Source organism: Litorihabitans aurantiacus (assembly GCF_030161595.1).
GTDB classification, from domain to species: Bacteria; Actinomycetota; Actinomycetes; order Actinomycetales; family Beutenbergiaceae; genus Litorihabitans; species Litorihabitans aurantiacus.
Genome location: NZ_BSUM01000001.1, coordinates 897,297 through 914,629, shown reverse-complemented (window position 1 = coordinate 914,629; position 17,333 = coordinate 897,297). Strand labels below are relative to the sequence as shown.

The following is a 17,333-nucleotide window of genomic DNA, read 5'->3' as shown; positions in this document are numbered from 1 at the left end:
TCAGAGCGCGTAGGCGTACTGCTCCACGAACCGCGGCTCGGCACCCAGCGCGACCGCGGCGTGGTTCGCCCACGAGGGGTCGCGCAGCAGCGGACGGCCCACCAGGACCGCGTCGGCCTGCCCGGTCGCGAGGAGCTCCCGCGCCCGCTCCGGCGTGTCCACGCGCCCCACCGCACCCACCAGCACGGGCGCCTCGCGCCGCAGGATCGCGGCGAGGTCGGTCTGGTAGCCCTGCGTGCGCGGGATCGGCACGACGTCGTTGCCGCCCGAGGAGGCGTCCACGAGGTCGACGCCGTGCTGCGACGCCCACGCGGCGAGCTGCACGGTCTGCTCGAGGGTCCACGACTCGCGGTCGTCGGCGTCGTTCTCGGCCACCCAGTCCGTCGTCGAGACCCGCAGGAGTACGGGCTTGCCGCTCGGCCAGACGGCGCGGACGGCGTCGACCACCTCGAGCACCAGGCGCGCCCGGTTCTCGAGGCCGCCGCCGTAGCCGTCGGTCCGGTGGTTGGTCAGCGGCGACAGGAAGGAGTGCAGCAGGTAGCCGTGGGCGGCGTGGATCTCGACGACGTCGAAGCCCGCCTCGTCGGCGCGCCGCGCCGCGTCCGCGAAGGCCGTGACGACGCCGGCGATCTCGTCGGTGCCGAGCTCGCTCGGGTCCTTCAGGCCGGGGAAGGCGACGTCGCCCGGGCCGACCGGGGTCCAACCGTGACCGCCGGTATCGCCGCCGTCGCCGCCTTCGCCAGGACCTGCCACGACGCCGCCACCGGCCCACGGGCGGTCCGTGGAGGCCTTGCGCCCCGCGTGCGCGAGCTGGATGCCCGGGACGGCCCCGCCGTCGCGCAACGCGCTCGCGACGCGCGCGAAGTCGGCGGTGCGGTCGTCGCTCCAGAGACCGAGGTCGAAGGGCGAGATGCGACCCTCGGGCACGACCGCCGTCGCCTCCACGATCGCGAGCCCCACTCCCCCGGCCGCCCGCGCGGCGTAGTGCGCGAGGTGGAAGTCGGTCGGGCGCCCCGCGAGCTCCGGCGCGGGGTCGGCCGAGTAGGTGCACATCGGCGACATCCAGAGGCGGTTCGGGATCTCGACGTCGCGGATCTGGAGGGGGTCGAACGGGGTGGTCACGCGGGCACTCCTCGGGTCGGCACTGGTACGACTTTCGTCGTACAACGACGACGATCGTACGACCGGTAGACTCGGGTGCGTCAAGCGGTGACCGTCAGCAGGTCGCCCCGCCCGGCGGAGGGAGCCGACCCGTGCCCCGTGAGCTCACGCACCCCGAGGCCGACGCGGTCACGCTCGACTCCGTGCTCGCCGCCCTGGCCGACCCCGTCCGCCGCACCATCGTGACGCAGCTGGCCCGCGGCCACTCCGACCAGGCCTGCATCGCGTTCGACCTCCCGGTGAGCAAGTCGACCTCGACCCACCACTTCCGCGTGCTGCGCGAGGCCGGTCTTATCACGCAGCGCTACGAGGGCACGGCGATCCTGAACACGCTGCGGATCGACGACGTCGAGGCGCGGTTTCCCGGCCTTCTCACGTCGGTCATCGCGGCAGCGGGCGCGGGGACGCCGTCGGACGAGGGCTGACGGCCGGACCGCCTCCCTCGGGCGACGGAGACCCGTTCCCCGCGCCGACGAGGCGCCCTCTAGGGTGTTCGGCGTGGGACTTCGAGGTACCGGACGCCCCCGGTGACGCCGCAGCAGGCGGCCGAGCACGCCCGGCAGTGGGAGGCCAGGGCGGCGACGGCGCGGAGCGAGCAGGAGCGCGCGGCGGCGCTGGCGTCGGCCCGGGGGTGGTGGCAGGAGCACCACCGGCTGAGCGCGCGTGCCGGCCGGGCCCCCTGGGCCGCTCCACCACAGCAGGCGTACCACCCGCAGTCGGGCGCACGACCGGCGCCCCACGCGTGGCAGGGGCGTCCGCCCGCGGGGTCGCCCTACCGTGGCCACGCTCACCTCGCCCAGGGCTACCCGGGCTACGCGAGTGGCGCGGTGGCACAGCGCCGCGGGGGTCCGGCTGCGCCGTGGCCGCGATCGTCGTGGCTGCCCTGGCGGTGGTCGCCGTCCTGATCGGGACCTTCCTCGTCCGTGCCGTCGGCACGGATGCGGCCGACCCCACCGAGCCACCTACGGGCCCGACGTCCCCACCGACCGCAGCCCCGACGACGGATCCGCCCCCGGCCACGACAGAGCCGCCGAGCACACCCACCACCACCGAGCCGCCACCTCCGCCTCCGCCGACGGCCGAGGAGGTCTTCCGCAGCGGCGGGTGGGAGCAGCCGCTGCCCGACCCGGTCCCGCTCGGCGCACCGATCCCGGCGTTCGACGACGAGTACCGCAACCCCCAGGACTGGTTGGCGAAGGACGGCGTCACCGGGATCACGGTGATCCCGACGGACGACCCGTCCCTCAACTGCGGACTGAACCACCCGGACGCGGGTACGTGGACGGTCGCCGGCTGCTACAGCACCTCCCACCGCGACGTGATCTTCGTCTGGTGGAACAGCGACAGCGTGCGGTCCGAGCGCGCATTCCTCGTCGCACACGAGTACAGCCACTGGATCCAGTGGAACAACCACTTCGACGTCATGCACGCCGCGAGCCAGCAGGGGTTCAACGAGAACCCGGCGTGGTACGAGGCCACGGAGTCGGACGCGAGCTGCCGCCTGCTGAGCTGGGGCGGCTACGACGAGGCCATCGTGGCGAACTCGTCCTCGCCCTGCACGACCGACGGCTGGTACGAGGGCTGGCTGGAGGACGCCGGACGCTCGCTCGGGATCCAGTTCTAGGGTCCACCCGCCTCCGGAATGCGAGAAGGCCGCCCCGACAGGGACGGCCTTCTCGACGATGTGGAGCATAGGGGATTCGAACCCCTGACCTCTTCCATGCCATGGAAGCGCGCTACCAACTGCGCCAATGCCCCGTGCCGGCGAACCAGCCCGTGCCCCGCAGGGCTCGATCATCTTACGTGGGCCGAGCCGGATCGACCAAATCGGCGTCGTTGCAACGATCCGAGCCTGGCCGCCGCACGCCGTCAGGCCCCGACGTTGTGCGCGCCCAACCGCCACCCCGGCTCGCGCTCCGTGGCGGTCAGCACGGACCAGTGGCAGTTGCCGAGCCCGCTGATGCCGCCCCAGTCGTCGGCGTCGAGCCCGAGCATCGCGGTGATGCCGGCGGCGATGCACGCGCCGTGGGCCACCACGAGCAGCGTGTCGTCGCTCGAGAGCGCGGACGCGGCGTCGGCGACACCGGCGGCGAAGCGCACGCCGACCTCGCCGCGCCGTTCGGCACCGACGCTCTCCGGGTGGCCGCCGCCGCGCCACAGCGCGTAGTCGTCGGGCCAGCGCTCGGCGATGACATCGCCGTGCAGGCCCTCCCACTCGCCGAAGTCGCGCTCGCGCAGACGCGGATCCGTCGTCACGGGCAGCTCCAGCAGATCTGCGACGGCGGCAGCCGTGTCGGCGGCGCGGGAGAGGTCGGAGGCGACGATCGCCGTCGGGCTCAGACCCGCGACGACCGACGCGGCCTCCGCGGCCTGGGCGCGGCCGGTCTCGTTCAGCGGGATGTCGGTCTGCCCCTGCAGCCGCATCGCGACGTTGTAGTCGGTCTGCCCGTGCCGCAGGAGGACGACGGTGCCCGCCGTCACAGGCCCTGGTCCGCCCGACCCGACTCGCGCACCTCGGCCGGCAGCTCGATGACCGGGCAGTCGCGCCACAGCCGCTCGAGCGCGTAGAACTCGCGGTCCTCGGAGTGCTGGACGTGCACGATGATGTCGCCGTAGTCCAGCAGCACCCAGCGGCCCTGGGCGACGCCCTCCTTGCGCACGGCCTTGACGCCGCGCGCGTGCAGCGCCTCCTCGATTCCGTCGACGATGCCGGAGACCTGGCGCTCGCTCGAGCCGGAGGTCACGAGGAACGCGTCGGTGAGCACGAAACGCTCGGAGACGTCGAGCGCGATGATCTCCTCGGCCTTCTTGTCCGCGGCGGCGATCGCAGCGGCGATCGTGAGCTCGACGGCGGTGGGGGTGGCGGGCACGCGGGACTCCTGGGGTAGGAACTGGATCGCTCCCAGTCTACGGGCGCGTGCCCGTGCGACTCAGGAGATGAGGAAGAAGACTCCGACGCCCAGGGCGACCCCGACGAGTGCGAACCCCACGATGGCGGCGAACGTCTGCCAGAGCGGGCGCCGCTCGAGCTCGCGGTCGAGGTCGACGACCTCCTGACCGGCGGTCACGGGGTCGGGCACGACGTCGAAGACGCCCTCGACGTCGGGCACCTGCGCCTCGCCCGGCAGTGGGACGGCGGCGCCACGGCCCTCCCCCGTCACGGACTCCCACGCGTGGGTCCCCGCGGCGGGCTCGACGTCGGCACGGCCGACCGGCGACACCGGGCGGTCCACGTCCGAGCGGCCGGCGCCGAGCACGGAGCGGCGCGCGGGCGCCACGGTGGCCGGCTCCGGTGCGGCCGTGGAGCGGGGCGGGACGACCGGGGGCACGACGGCGTCGTCGCCCTCGGTGCTCGGTGACGACGGCGTGAGCGGCGCCGAGGTCGCGCCGGACCCGGGGCGCGGCTGCTCGGGCGCGGGGCTCGCCGGCACCGGGGCCAGCGACGCGCTCCAGTCGATGGGGCCGGTGACCTCGACCGGGGAGTCCTCGGTCGCGCGCGTGGAGGTGACCCCGCTGAGGGCGCCCGTCTCGTCGACCCGTCGGATGCCCTGCGCGGCCGCGGGCGTGCGCACCACGGGGCGCGACGGCGGCACGCGCTCGCCGCGGCCCGCGGGGCCGGCCGGTCCCTCGGTCCGGCGGTCGCGCATCGAGCGGCGGTTGGGCGCGCTGCCCGACGGCGTGGCGTACGCGTCGTCGTCGGCCGGGGATGTCGCGGGCGCCTCCCGAGCGGGCGGGACCGGCGGGAGGGAGGCCGTGCGATCGGCGCGCGCGACCCGGACCGGCGCCACCCGGGCCGCGGGGGCGCTCGGGGTCGACTCCGGCTCGGCGTCGGGCGCCCCGGGGGTCGGTGCCGGGCCCGGGGCGGCCGGCGTGGGGACGTCGAGCACGGGGGCGTCGGGCACATCGGAGGCGCCGTCGCCCGCCGTCCCTCCCCGCTCGGCCTCCTGCTCGCGGAGGCGACGCTCGCGCTGCTCACGGAGCTGGCGACGCGACAGCACGGGTGCGGCGACGCCGTCGCCCTCCTGCGCCTCGTCCCCCGGGACCGCTTCGAGCGACCCGGTGGTCGCCGCCGCCTCGGCGGCGGCGCGCTGCGCCTCGAGCCGTCGACGGCGACGCTCCCCCACCACGCTGTCGGGGCGTTCCGGCTGCCCGGGCTGATGGGTGCTCACGAGGCGCCTCCCTGGGGGTCGGGCTGGTAGAGACCGTGCTTGCTGATGTACTGCACCACGCCGTCCGGCACGAGGTACCAGACCGGCTGCCCGGAGGCCACGCGCTCGCGGCACGCCGTCGAGGAGATCGCCATCGCCGGCACCTCCAGGAGGGAGACGCGGTCGCCGGGGAGGTCACCGACGTCGAGCACGTGGCCCGGGCGGGTGACGCCGATGAAGTGGGCGAGGTCGAACAACCGGTGCGCCTCCTTCCACGACAGGATCTGCCCCAGCGCGTCCGCGCCCGTGATGAAGAACAGGTCCTCGTCGGGCCGCTGCTGCGTCAGGTCGGTCAGCGTGTCGATCGTGTAGGTCGTCCCCGCACGGTCGATGTCCACCCGCGAGACGGTGAAGTCGGGGTTCGACGCCGTCGCGACCACCGTCATGAGGTAGCGGTGCTCGGCCGGGGCGACGCGGCTGGCCTCCTTGAACGGCTGCGTGCCGGTCGGGACGAAGACGACCTCGTCGAGGTCGAACCGGCTCGCGGCCTCGCTCGCGGCGACGAGGTGGCCGTGGTGGACAGGGTCGAACGTGCCACCCATGATCCCGGTCCGGCGGCGCCGCGCGTCGCCGTCGCCGCGTGGGTGCGGCGTCACCGCCTCAGCGGCGACGCGTGCCGACGCTGCGGAACGCGTAGGTCGCGAGGAGCAGGAGCATCAGGATGGCGAACGCGAGGCCGCCGTAGAGCCACGGGTTGGGGCGGTGGACCTCTTCGGCCACCTGAGCCAGAACCAGCAGTGAGCTCGTCATCAATCTCTTCCTCTCGCGCGGCACCGTGCCAGCGCCCAGTCTCGCACGTCGCCGCGGCCCGTCAGGAGTCCGTCGGGGTCCTCAGGGTCGGACGTGCCCGTCGCCCTGGACGATCCACGTGGTGGTGGTCAGCTCCGCCAGACCCATGGGACCGCGCGCGTGCAGCTTCTGCGTGGAGATGCCGAGCTCGGCGCCGAGACCGAGCTCACCGCCGTCGGTGAAGCGGCTGGAGGCGTTGACCATGACGGCGGCCGAGTCGAGCTCGGTGCTGAAGCGGTGCGCCGCGGTGACGTCGCGCGTGCAGATGACCTCGGTGTGGCCCGAGGAGTACGTGCGGATGTGGTCGAGCGCGGTGTCGAGGTCGTCGACCACGCGCACGGCGATGTCGAGGCTGAGGTACTCCGTGGCCCAGTCCTCGTCGGTCGCGGCGACGACGTCGGCCCCCTCGGGCGCGAGGGCGGCCGCGTCGTCGTCGGCGTGCAGGCGCACCCCGGCCTCGGTCAGCGCCGCGAGCGCGGCCGGCAGGAACTGCTCGGCGGCGCTGCGGTGGACCAGCAGCGTCTCGAGCGCGTTGCAGACCCCGACGCGCTGCGTCTTGCCGTTCAGCAGGATCGCGACGGCCTGCGCGACGTCGGCGCCCTCGTCCACGTAGAGGTGGCAGTTGCCGACGCCCGTCTCGATCACGGGCACGGTCGACTCGCGCACGACCGTCGCGATGAGGTCCGCCCCACCCCGGGGCACGACGACGTCCACCAGCCCACGGGCGCGCATGAGCGCCACTCCCCGGGCCGCCCGTGCTCGTCGATGCTCGCGACGGCGTCGCGCGGCAGCCCCTGCGACTCCAGCGCGTCCTGCAGGACGGCGACGATCGCGGTGTTCGAGGAGGCGGCGGCCGAGCCGCCGCGCAGCACGACGGCGTTGCCGGACTTCAGGGCGAGGCCCACGACGTCGACCGTCACGTTCGGGCGCGCCTCGTAGATCACGCCGACGACGCCGAGCGGCACGCGCGTCTGGCGCACCCGCAGCCCGTTCGGCAGGGTGCTCCCGCGCACGACCTCGCCGACCGGGTCGGGCAGCGCCGCGACGTCGCGCAGCGCCCCGGCGATCGCGGCGATCCGCTCCGGGGTCAGGGTGAGGCGGTCCAGGAGACCGGGGCTCATGCCACGCTCCCGCTCGCGCGCGACGTCGACGGCGTTGGCCGCTACGACCTCGTCGGCGCGGTCCACCAGTGCGTCGGCCATGGCGTGCAGTGCGGCGTCCTTGGTCGCGCGCGTGGCGCGAACCAGAGCGCGGGAGGCGACCTTGGCGGAGCGGGCGACGGCATGGACGGCGTCGGTCACCGACGTCGCGCCCTCGGTGGGGCCCTCCGCGGCGCGGGGGGCGTCGGTCTCGATCACGGACATGCCCCCAGGGTAGGGCGCGCGCGGGTGCGGGCGATCGGTGGTCAGCAGGTGGTCGTCGGGTGGTCTGGCGGCGGGAGGTGGACCGGGCGTGCGGTCCACCTCCCGCGGATCGTCAGCGGGACGCGGGCGACGCCGGACGCGAGGTCGCGGCGGGGGCGGGCTCCGCCGTCGTCGACCCCGCGACGCCGAGGAGGCCGCGCTCGCGCAGCTCCGGCGCGAGCTCGGCCGCGAGGGCGTGGACGTCGGCGGGGAGCGATCCGGGCTGGATCACGAACCCGTCGACGGCACCCTGGGTGAACCAGTCCTCGAAGACGTCGGCGACGCCGCGCGCGGTGCCCGCGACGGTGAGCTGGTCGCGGTCCGACGCGCCGGCGAGGTCGCGGATGAGGTCGGCACGGAAGAGCGCGCTCGGGGCGTCCTGCGCGATGACGGTGACGGCGTCGACCACCACGCGCACGTCGTCGGGGTTGCGGCCCGCCTCGAGCGCGGCCGTGCGGATCGCGTGCCGGCGGCGCGCGGCCTCGACCGGGCTGGAGACCGTGAGGCGCACGACGTCGGAGTGGCGGCCGGCGACGACGGCCGTGGTCGCCTCGGTCGGCGCGGTCACGATCAGGGGTGCGCGGCCGCCGGTGGCCGCACCGGGCGTGCCGTTCCAGACGCGGCGGACCTCGGCGTGCACGCCGCCCGCCGTGACGCTGATCGGGAGCTGCCAGCCGGCACGGCCGCCGCTGCGGGCGTGGATGCCGGCGACGGCGCGGGCCAGGCGCACCGGGTCGAGGAAGCCGGCGGGGAGCGCCGGGACGACGACCGGGCCGTCGGCGAGCGCACCGGCGGCGGCGAGGCGCGAGGCGATGACGGCCGGGTCGAGCCAGGCGTCGGGGCGCGGGGCGTCGTCGAGGCGGAAGGACTCGCCGAAGGTCAGGAGGTCGACGCCGGCGGCGCGAACCAGGTCCACGTACTCGGCGACGGCGGCGACGTCGACGCGGTCACCGGTGGCGGCGCCGGGGCGGGCGAACGTCGAGGCCTTGGCGCCCAGCGACGTGAGGTCGAGGCCGAGGTGGAGGTGACGGCGCGAGGGCTGGTTCGGGTCGGGCTGGCTGGGCTGGGAGGTGTGCTGGTTCGAGCTGTGCTGCGACATGGTTCGAGGTCCTCTCCCCGCGGGGCGGGGTCATGTGTGACGTGTGGACCGTCCGGGGCCGTGGTCGCGCCGCGGGCTCTGTGCACCGGGCTCGCGAGGGGCGAGGCGGGGTGCTGCGGGCGGGCGCGGTGACGCGGGACGGGATCGCTCCGTGGGGCGGAGCCGGGGCACGACGGCAGGATGCTGGCCTGGCCAGCGGTGGAGCTCCGGCGGACGCGTGGTCCGCGGGATCTTCCGGCCGCCGTCAGCGCATACACGGGTGCGCGGTGAGCGCACCACACATGAGGGTGGTGGTGGAGCGTCGCAGGGGAATCATCTGCTGAGCCGTGACCATCGGACTTCTTCCTCGTAGCTTCCGCGAGATGCGGACGAGCGCTTGCCCTGACAGGTAGTCAGGGCCTGGTCGTCACCCGGGGCACCCCACCGCAGGTGGAGGGTTGCCGACCAGCAAGCCGGGGCTGAACGCTGGTACTCAAGACCGTGATGATGACGCTACGGGGGGTTTGGTTGCCGTGTCAACCTCGAGGGTGCATCGGTGGCGGGAGTTATCCCCAGAGTCCGCGGAGACCCACTCGATGTCAGTGCTCGGAGGTATCTTGGCAACAGGTGTTCGACAGGGGGTCGGCACCGGGCTGAGGCGCCGAGGGGGTGGACGATGGTCGGGGTTCTCGAGGTTCGGGCGGAGGCACGGGGCGATGCAGCTCCGGACGCGCCGACGACCGTCGGGGCCACGGAGGCGCGTGTAGGTGGTGGCCGTGTCGCGGGCGTCGCGGATGGCAACGGCGGTGGGCGCGCCGGGGTGCGGACGGCCGCCGATCGACCCTCGTCGCTGGCGCACCACGCCGACGCCCTTCTCACGCATCTCGGCGCCCTCACCTCCGCCGTCGCGGACGAGACACACACCCCTGCGGAGCTGCGGCACGCGCTCGACGCCGTGGACCGCGCGGTCTCGCTCCTCGGGCTCGTGCAGACGCGTCTCGCCGGCGCCGTCAAGGCTGCCGAGATCGCGCGAGACCCTGCGGTCGAGCGCGACTTCGCCCTGCGTCGAGGGCTCGCCACGCGCCGTGGCCGAGGCCAGGCGCTCGCGGAGGACGAGCTCGGGCGCACCCTCGACCTCATGCCCGCACTGTCCCGAGCCGTCGCCGACGGCGGTCTGACCATCGACCACGCCCAGGCGGTCTCGTCCGTCCTGTCCCGCACCGGCGACCGCGCTCGGCGCGAGCTGGGTGCGCACGCGGAGGAGATCGTCGAGGCCGCTCGCGAGCTCGACGTCCCCGCGCTCAGGCGTGTGCTGCAGCGTCGCGCGGCCGAGCTCGAGGCGGACGCCGCCGACCGGTCCTTCGCGGGTGCACGCCACCGTCGGTACCTGCGCCTGGTGGCGCGGGCGGACGGTGTCGAGCTGTCCGGGTTCCTCGACGTCGTGGCGGGCGAGACCGTCCGCACGGCGCTGGAGGCCGTCACACCCGTGCCGGCGGCCGACGACGAGCGCTCCGGTCAGCAGCGCACCGCCGACGCGCTGGTGTCGTTGTGCGATCGCGCGCTCGGAGTCGGGGTCGACCGCGCCGGTGCGCAGCTGCGGCCGCACCTGAGCGTCCTGCTGCGGGAGGAGACGTGGGCGGTCCTGTCCCGGCGCCGCCGCGAAGGGACGACCGGTACGAGCGGAGGTACGCCGTTGGGGGTTCGGGGTGACGCGCCCGGCGCGGCGCCGCCCATCGACGAAGATGCGACGGCGCGAACGCCCGTGGCTGGAGCAGGAGCCCACGGCCGGATGACGGGCGCGGCGATCGAGCGCAGCGGACTCGATGCTCCTCCCCCGCTGGCCCAGCTCATGGATGGCACGTTGCTGCCGTTCGCCGCACTCGAGGTGCTCTCGTGCGACGCGGTGCTGCAGCGCACCGTCCTCGACCCGACCGGTGAGCCGCTCGACCTCGGCCGCGCGGAGCGGACGTTCACGGGCCCGCTCCGGCGCGCCGCGCTCGTCCGCGACCGGCACTGCCAGTGGCCGGGATGCCGGATGCGCGCGTCGTGGTGCGAGGTTCACCACCTGACGTACTGGTCGCACGGCGGCGGAACGGACCTGGGCAACGCCGTCACGCTCTGCTCCGCCCACCACCACCGTGTCCACGAGCAGCGCGCGCGTATCACGTCGGTGCACGGCGGGTTCGAGTTCACCGAGCCGGGAGGTGTCGCGATCGGAACCACGACGCGCCTCCACGACGACCTGCTCGTCCCACGGTCCCGACCGCCGTCCCCGATCACCGCGGTAGGCACGTCCCCGCCGGAGGCCAGACCCCTACCGGTGGGCACGTCCCCGCCGGAGGCCAGACCCCTACCGGAGGCCGCGTCTCCGCCGGAGGCCACGTCCCCGCCGGAGACCAGACCCCTACCGGTGGGCACGTCACCGCCGGAGGCCACGTCCCCGCCGGAGGCCAGATCCCGGCCGGTGGGTGACCTGTCGGGCAGCGCGTCCGGTTCCTCGCCCCCGACCCGACCCCGGCTCGACTTCGGCGACCCACCGTTGCTCATCGACACCGACAGTCCCTCCGTCGGTGATCCGGCGCGACGTCCTGCCACGCCTGCGGGCGAGGGCGAGACCACCCCTGACTCGTCGGTGTTTCCCGCAGGGTGTCCGGCACTCCTGTGGTGATCACACTCGACCTGTCGCACCCGGAACCGGTCCGGATGGTGGACGAGGTGAAGGTCACGGGGTTCGGCCACCGAAGTGGACGTACGGTCGAGGGGTGGCTGCCCACCCTGATGCTCCCGCCGAGCCCGCCGTCGCCCCCGTGACGTCGCCGACACCGCTCGACCCCCGCGCGTTCAAGGACCTGTTCCGACTGCACCCGTCGGGCGTCGCCGTGGTGACGCTCTCCGGACCCGACGGCTCCCCCGTGGGCTTCACGGCGACGTCGGTGATCTCGGTCTCGGCGGCGCCCGCCGTGCTCGCGTTCTCGATCACGTCGATCTCGTCGTCGTGGCCGGCGCTGCGGGAGGCGAGCTCCGCCGTCGTGAGCTTCCTCGCCCACGACCAGGCAGACCTCTCCGTGCGGTTCGCGACGCCCGGGATCGACCGGTTCGCCGACGTCGCGCTCACCACGCTGCCGACGGGTGAACCCCGCCTCGCCGAGGTGACCTCCTGGGCGCGCGTCGAGATCCTCGACCGCGTTCCCGCCGGCGCGAGCTTCCTCATCACGGCGGCCGTCACCGACGTGCACGACGAGGCGACCCCGGCCCAGGCCGACCAGCCCCGCCTGGTCTACGTGGACCGGACCTACCACCGCACCGGCGAGCACTCGCAGGTCGGCTGATCACCTGCCTCCGGCGGGGTTCGCGTCGACGTGTGACCACCTGCTCCGCGTCGGCGTCGGCGGGTCAAAGGGGCGGCGGGTCGAAGGGGCGGCGGGGTCGCACCAACCGTCTGACTCGAGCGGTTGCGGCCGCGCTCAGCGGCGCGCGACCACCACGAGGTCGTCGCGGTGCACGACGGCGCGGTCCCGCCCGTCGAACTCCTCGCGCAGCTGCGCCGAGGTCAGCCCGAACCGCTCGGGCAGCTCCTCGCTCGAGTACGCCACCAACCCCCGGGCCACCACGACCCCGGCCGCCGACGCGAGCTCGACCGGGTCGCCTGCCTCGAACGCTCCCTCGACCCCCACGACCCCGGCCGCGAGCAGCGACCGCTTGCCGTCGGTGATGGCCCGCACGGCACCGTCGTCGAGCACGAGCCGCCCCCGCGTCGCCGCCGCGTGCGCGAGCCACAGCCGCCGCGTGCGCGGGCGCGGGTGCGTCGCGTCGAACCAGGTGCCGACGTCCTCGCCCGTCAGGGCGCGCGAGACGTCCGCGGCGCCGGCCACGAGCGTCGGGATCCCGGCGCCGGTCGCGGTGACGGCGGCGTCGACCTTGGTGGTCATCCCGCCGGTGCCGACCCCGCTCCCCCGGCCCGTCACGACGACGCCCTCGAGATCCGCCGCGGAGGAGACCCGCGAGAGCCGGCGCGACGTGGGCAGGCTCGGGTGGCCGTCGTACAGACCGTCGACATCGGTCAGCAGGACCAGCGCGTCGGCCTGGACCACGTGGGCGACCAGGGCCGCGAGGCGGTCGTTGTCACCGAACCGGATCTCGTCGGTGGCGACGGCGTCGTTCTCGTTGATGACCGGCACGGTCCCGAGCGCGAGCAGCCGCTCGAGCGCGCGCTGCGCGTTCTTGTACTGCCCCCGTCGGATGACGTCCTCCGCGGTCAGGAGCACCTGCGCCACGGTCAGACCGTGCGCGGCGAACGCCCGGGTGTAGTGCGCGACCAGCAGTCCCTGACCCACACCGGCCGCGGCCTGCTGCGTGGCGAGGTCGCGCGGCCGCGAGGCCAGACCGAGCGGCGTGATACCGGCGGCGATGGCACCCGAGGACACCAGGACGACCTGGGTCCCCGCGGTGCGGCAGGCGGCGAGGGCGTCGGCGACGGCGGTGACCGCCGTCGGGTCGAGCGCGCCGGCGTCGTCGGTGAGCGAGGACGAGCCGATCTTCACGACGACGCGGCGCGCCCCCGCGAGCAGCTCGCGCCCGCTCACTCCTCCGAGCTCGTCCACACGCCCTCGTCGCGGTCGCGGCGCAGCTCCTCACGGGCTGCAGTCTTGCCGTCCATCCGCGCCCGGTACTGCTCGAGCCGCTCGGGCGTCGTGCGCCGGCGCGACCCCTCGAGCCGGATGTCCGTCCCGCGCGGGGCCAGCAGCTCGGCGCCCGTCATGGCGGTCGGCTCCCAGTCGAAGATCACCCCGCCGACGAGCTCGCCGATGACGACCGTGCTCCCCGGAACGGCACCGGCCTTGCCCAGCGCCTGCTCGACGCCGATCCGGTTGAGGCGGTCGGCGAGGTAGCCGATCGCCTCGTCGTTGGTGAAGTCCGTCTGGCGCACCCACCGCTCGGGCTTGTCGCCGCGCACCTGGAACGCCTCGCCGTCGGGCGTGGTCACCGGCGTCACCGAGAAGCCGGCGTCGCCGTGCGCGCGCGGGCGCAGCACGACCGGGGCGGGCTCCGGCTCGGGCTCGTTCGCCCGCGCCTCGCTCACCAGGCCACCGAGCGCGAACGTCAGCTCGCGCAGACCCTCGTGGGAGGCGCTGGAGACCTCGAAGACGCGGAACCCGCGCTCCTCGAGCTCCGGTCGCACGAAGTCCGCGAGCTCGCGCGCCTCGGGCACGTCGATCTTGTGCAGCACGACCAGCTGCGGTCGCTCGAGGATCGGTACCCGGCCACCCGCGATCTCCAGGTCGGGCGCGTACGCGGCGAGCTCGGCCAGGATGACGTCGAGGTCGGTGATCGGGTCGCGGCGCTGCTCGAGCGTGGCGCAGTCGAGCACGTGCACCAGCACGGCGCAGCGCTCGATGTGGCGCAGGAACTCCAGACCGAGTCCCTTGCCCTCGCTCGCCCCGGGGATGAGGCCCGGCACGTCGGCCACGGTGTAGCGCTCGTCGCCCGCCTGCACGACGCCGAGATTCGGCACCAGCGTGGTGAAGGGGTAGTCCGCGATCTTCGGACGGGCCGCGCTCATCGCCGCGATCAGCGAGGACTTGCCGGCGCTCGGGAACCCCACGAGCGCGACGTCGGCCACGGACTTCAGCTCGAGGACGACCTCGGCCTCGTCGCCGGGCTCCCCGAGGAGTGCGAAGCCGGGCGCCTTGCGCTTCGGCGAGCTGAGCGCGGCGTTGCCGAGCCCGCCCTGGCCGCCGCGGGCGATCGTGTAGGTGGCGCCGGCACCGATGAGGTCCGCGAGGACCTCCCCGCCCGGGGTGCGCACGACGGTGCCGTCGGGCACGCCGAGGACGACGTCGCCGCCGTTCTTCCCGTGGCGCATGTCGCCCTTGCCCTGACCGCCCGACTCGGCGCTGCGGTGGGGCCGGTGGTGGTAGTCCAGCAGCGTGGTGACCTGCGGGTCGACGGCGAGCACGACGTCGCCGCCGTTGCCGCCGTTGGCGCCGTCGGGACCGCCCAGCGGCTTGAACTTCTCACGGCGCACCGACGCGCAGCCGTGACCGCCGTCGCCGCCGCTCACGTGCAGCACCACCCGGTCGACGAACGAGACCACAGCTACTCCTTGCCAGTCGTGCAGAGACACATCGGTGCAGAAAGCCGCGAGGGGGCGTACCGCCTGCGCGGTACGCCCCCTCGCGGGAAGAACAGGTCAGCCGGAGCTGGACTCAGGCCACGACGTCGATCACGCGACGACCGCGGCGCTGGCCGAACTGCACCGAGCCCGGGGCGAGCGCGAACAGCGTGTCGTCGCCACCACGGCCGACGTTGTCGCCCGGGTGGAAGTGCGTGCCGCGCTGACGGACGATGATCTCGCCGGCCTTGACGACCTGGCCGCCGAAACGCTTCACGCCGAGGCGCTGCGCGTTGGAGTCACGACCGTTGCGGGAGGAGCTTGCGCCCTTCTTGTGTGCCATGACGCACACTCCTTTCTGGGGGAGCCGTGCGGCTCAGGCGATGGAGGTGACCTTGAAGCGGGTCAGGGGCTGACGGTGTCCCTGGCGCTTGCGGTAGCCGGTCTTGTTCTTGAACTTCATGATGGTGATCTTCGGGCCCTTCTCGTCCCGAACGATCTCCGCGGAGACCTTGACCTTGGCCAGCTCGTCGGCGGCCGAGGTCACCTTCTCACCGTCGACGAGGAGGATGGGGGTCAGCTCGAGCGTGTCGCCGACGTTCCCCTCAACTCGGTTGCCGACGACGATGTCACCGACGGCCACCTTCTCCTGACGGCCGCTCATCTTGACGATCGCGTAAACCACGGTGCATCTCTCCTCATCGGACTGCTGCACGTCAACCAGCGAACGGGCAGGCCGTTCGGGGATAGCAGCAGCTGGGCTTCTCGGTACGCACGGGTGAGCGCGCGCCGACGGTCAAGACTACGGACGGGTGGGGCCCGGGTCAAATGAGCCGGGTAGCGTACGCGTGGTGACTGCCGCCGCCCCCTCCGAGGCCGCCCGCCGCTTCGCCGCCCGCGTCGCGCCCGGCCCGCGCTCGGCCTCCACCGCGCCTCGTGGGAGCGAGCCCCGCGTCGTCGTGAACGGCCCCGCCACGCGGCTGCTCGCGATCGACGCCGACCCCCTGGCGGCCGCGACGCAGGCCGTCCGCACCTCCGCGCTCGCGACGAGCGACGCCGTCGACGTGCTCGCGGGTGAGGACACCGATCTGCAGGACGCGTTCGCCTACGCGCGCGAGCAGCTCGACCTCGCGGCGCGCATGATCGCCGAGACCCGGCTTTCCGACCTCCCCGCGTTCGCGGCGAACCCGACCCCCGTGCCGTTCGAGCCGCGCACACCGCTCGGGGCGACCGTGCTCGACACCCCGGTGGCCACCTCCACCGAGGCGATCTACGGGCTGCGGGTGTCCCTGCGCGCGGCGCTGTCGACGCTGACCGCGACCGTGCGCGGGCTCGGGTCGACGCCGCGACGGGGCGTCCCGACGATCGTCGTGCTGCCGTGGCTCGCGGAGGCAGCCCTGGTCGCGGAGCGGATCGAGCGGCTGGCCGACGTCGTCGTCGCGCACGTGCACGCGAGCCGCCACCCGGGCACGCCCGAGCTGCCCGGCGTCGGGGGCGACGTCGAGCTCTACCCCGCGGGGCGCGCGACGCCGGAGCGCAGGTTCGCGCAGCGCGCCCGCGTGCGCTTCACACCGGGGAGGGTCGAGCTCGTCACGAGCGCCGGTCGCGCCTCGGTCGGCCAGGAGAGCCAGATCGGGTCGCTGCTCTGGGTCGCCCCGCCCCCGGTGACGGCGGTGGAGCGGCTCACCGCGCCGGCGGAGTCGGACGTGCCCGGCGTCGAGCACGACGCGCTGGGGACGGTGCACGTCCTGGACACCACCGGCCGGAGCCTCGCGGCGATCGCGGTGGCGGACTGGGCGAGCCAGCCCACGACCGTCGTGGACCAGGCGCTGGTCGACACCACCGCGCCCGACCTCCCCGTCGGTGCCGCGCGCGGGGTGTTCGCGCTGCACTCGATCGGGTTCGCTCGCGGCGCGGCGACCGTCGGGGTGCCGATGCTGCGCGGGGTGGCCCATCCCCCGGCCGCCGCGGGCGGGCTCGGCACCGTCCGACCCGGGCCGGACCGCGAGCCCTACCGCGGCCGCGACCTGCTGCCCACCCGCGTGGCTGCTCGTCGCCGGCTGCGCCACGGCTGGCGGGGTGGCGACCTCGGGCCGGGGTTCCCGTTCTCGGGCTGGATGCGACCGGTGACGCCGTGGCTCCTCGCCGTCGCGCCCCTGCTGATCTGGCCGGGGGCGGCCGCAACCCGGTGCAGGTCGTGGTGCTGGTGGCGGCGTTGATCGCCGTCGCGGAACCGTGGCTGTTCTGGCTCGCCGCGATCGTGCGCGACGCCGTACCACGGCCCGCGCGGCGGGCCACGTACTCCCCCGGCGGGCGCGGCCGGCTGCGCCTGACGCTGACCGACCGCTTCCTCGTGGTGCGGACGGCCTCCGGGCACGAGACGTGGGTCCCGGGGCCGCAGGACGCCGACCTGGGCGTGACCCGGCTCGTCCGGCTGCTGCACGAGGACCGGGCGTGGGGGTTCGCCCTCGCCGACGCCCGCGGTCGCTGGCGGATGGTGCTGCCCGCGGCCGACGTGGCCCCGCGGGAGAGCTACGCGGACCTCGAGACGTTCGCGCGCCGCGCGGGGCTCGAGCTGGCCG

Annotated in this window: 16 protein-coding genes, 1 tRNA gene, 1 pseudogene and 1 riboswitch; of the genes and pseudogenes, 5 read left to right on the top strand and 13 right to left on the bottom strand. The window is 74.5% G+C overall.

The window, feature by feature from the left end:
* Positions 1 to 1,122, bottom strand: a complete 1,122-nt coding sequence (locus QQK22_RS04245; protein ID WP_284249634.1) for an NADH:flavin oxidoreductase/NADH oxidase — start codon at positions 1,120 to 1,122, stop codon at positions 1 to 3.
* 131 nt (positions 1,123 to 1,253) lie between these two features.
* Here QQK22_RS04245 and QQK22_RS04240 point away from each other — a divergent pair, with 131 nt between their 5' ends.
* Complete coding sequence (locus QQK22_RS04240) at positions 1,254 to 1,586, top strand: ArsR/SmtB family transcription factor (RefSeq protein ID WP_284249632.1); 333 nt, start codon at positions 1,254 to 1,256, stop codon at positions 1,584 to 1,586.
* A 434-nt stretch (positions 1,587 to 2,020) separates the two neighbouring features.
* On the top strand, positions 2,021 to 2,785 hold the full coding sequence (locus QQK22_RS04235) for a hypothetical protein (protein WP_284249630.1): 765 nt from the start codon (positions 2,021 to 2,023) through the stop codon (positions 2,783 to 2,785).
* A gap of 61 nt (positions 2,786 to 2,846) precedes the next feature.
* On the opposite strand, the gene QQK22_RS04230 is transcribed toward QQK22_RS04235, so the two are convergent.
* From QQK22_RS04230 to QQK22_RS04195, 8 genes and pseudogenes are all read right to left on the bottom strand, one after another.
* Positions 2,847 to 2,919 (bottom strand) — tRNA-Ala (locus QQK22_RS04230).
* A gap of 111 nt (positions 2,920 to 3,030) precedes the next feature.
* The gene (locus QQK22_RS04225; protein WP_284249628.1) at positions 3,031 to 3,642 is read right to left on the bottom strand and encodes a histidine phosphatase family protein; all 612 of its coding nucleotides are present in this window, start codon (positions 3,640 to 3,642) and stop codon (positions 3,031 to 3,033) included.
* A complete protein-coding gene (gene rsfS, locus QQK22_RS04220; protein WP_284249626.1) occupies positions 3,639 to 4,031 on the bottom strand; it encodes a ribosome silencing factor in 393 nt (130 codons plus the stop codon). Before rsfS ends, QQK22_RS04225 begins: the two co-directional genes overlap by 4 nt.
* 60 nt (positions 4,032 to 4,091) lie before the next feature.
* The gene (locus QQK22_RS04215; RefSeq protein ID WP_284249625.1) at positions 4,092 to 5,330 is read right to left on the bottom strand and encodes a hypothetical protein; all 1,239 of its coding nucleotides are present in this window, start codon (positions 5,328 to 5,330) and stop codon (positions 4,092 to 4,094) included.
* Positions 5,327 to 5,911 (bottom strand): nicotinate-nucleotide adenylyltransferase, encoded by a 585-nt coding sequence (nadD, locus tag QQK22_RS04210; RefSeq protein WP_431310180.1) that lies wholly within the window; start codon positions 5,909 to 5,911, stop codon positions 5,327 to 5,329. Before nadD ends, QQK22_RS04215 begins: the two co-directional genes overlap by 4 nt.
* A 58-nt stretch (positions 5,912 to 5,969) precedes the next feature.
* On the bottom strand, positions 5,970 to 6,119 hold the full coding sequence (locus tag QQK22_RS04205) for a hypothetical protein (RefSeq protein ID WP_284249621.1): 150 nt from the start codon (positions 6,117 to 6,119) through the stop codon (positions 5,970 to 5,972).
* 81 nt (positions 6,120 to 6,200) lie between these two features.
* Positions 6,201 to 7,522 (bottom strand): annotated as a pseudogene (locus QQK22_RS04200) (glutamate-5-semialdehyde dehydrogenase).
* Between the two features lie 112 nt (positions 7,523 to 7,634).
* Positions 7,635 to 8,660 (bottom strand): hypothetical protein, encoded by a 1,026-nt coding sequence (locus QQK22_RS04195; RefSeq protein WP_284249620.1) that lies wholly within the window; start codon positions 8,658 to 8,660, stop codon positions 7,635 to 7,637.
* A 367-nt stretch (positions 8,661 to 9,027) separates the two neighbouring features.
* Positions 9,028 to 9,140, bottom strand: a riboswitch (SAM riboswitch).
* A 319-nt stretch (positions 9,141 to 9,459) separates the two neighbouring features.
* Here QQK22_RS04195 and QQK22_RS04190 point away from each other — a divergent pair.
* Together QQK22_RS04190 and QQK22_RS04185 are read left to right on the top strand one after the other, a co-directional pair.
* The gene (locus tag QQK22_RS04190) at positions 9,460 to 11,307 is read left to right on the top strand and encodes a DUF222 domain-containing protein (protein ID WP_284249619.1); all 1,848 of its coding nucleotides are present in this window, start codon (positions 9,460 to 9,462) and stop codon (positions 11,305 to 11,307) included.
* A gap of 94 nt (positions 11,308 to 11,401) precedes the next feature.
* The gene (locus tag QQK22_RS04185; RefSeq protein WP_284249617.1) at positions 11,402 to 11,968 is read left to right on the top strand and encodes a flavin reductase family protein; all 567 of its coding nucleotides are present in this window, start codon (positions 11,402 to 11,404) and stop codon (positions 11,966 to 11,968) included.
* A 135-nt stretch (positions 11,969 to 12,103) separates the two neighbouring features.
* On the opposite strand, the gene proB is transcribed toward QQK22_RS04185, so the two are convergent.
* From proB to rplU, 4 genes are all read right to left on the bottom strand, one after another.
* A complete protein-coding gene (gene proB, locus QQK22_RS04180; RefSeq protein ID WP_284249616.1) occupies positions 12,104 to 13,240 on the bottom strand; it encodes a glutamate 5-kinase in 1,137 nt (378 codons plus the stop codon).
* Positions 13,219 to 14,733: a GTPase ObgE gene (gene obgE / locus QQK22_RS04175; protein WP_284249615.1), complete on the bottom strand. Its 1,515-nt coding sequence runs from the start codon at positions 14,731 to 14,733 to the stop codon at positions 13,219 to 13,221. The genes proB and obgE overlap by 22 nt, the downstream gene beginning before the upstream one ends.
* Before the next feature lie 112 nt (positions 14,734 to 14,845).
* Positions 14,846 to 15,094, bottom strand: a complete 249-nt coding sequence (rpmA, locus tag QQK22_RS04170) for a 50S ribosomal protein L27 (protein ID WP_284249614.1) — start codon at positions 15,092 to 15,094, stop codon at positions 14,846 to 14,848.
* A 33-nt stretch (positions 15,095 to 15,127) separates the two neighbouring features.
* Positions 15,128 to 15,436, bottom strand: coding sequence for a 50S ribosomal protein L21 (rplU, locus tag QQK22_RS04165; protein ID WP_284249613.1), 309 nt, complete (start codon positions 15,434 to 15,436; stop codon positions 15,128 to 15,130).
* 166 nt (positions 15,437 to 15,602) lie between these two features.
* Here rplU and QQK22_RS19165 point away from each other — a divergent pair, with 166 nt between their 5' ends.
* Positions 15,603 to 16,970, top strand: coding sequence for a hypothetical protein (locus tag QQK22_RS19165; RefSeq protein ID WP_284249611.1), 1,368 nt, complete (start codon positions 15,603 to 15,605; stop codon positions 16,968 to 16,970).
* The last annotated feature ends 363 nt before the right edge of the window (positions 16,971 to 17,333 follow it).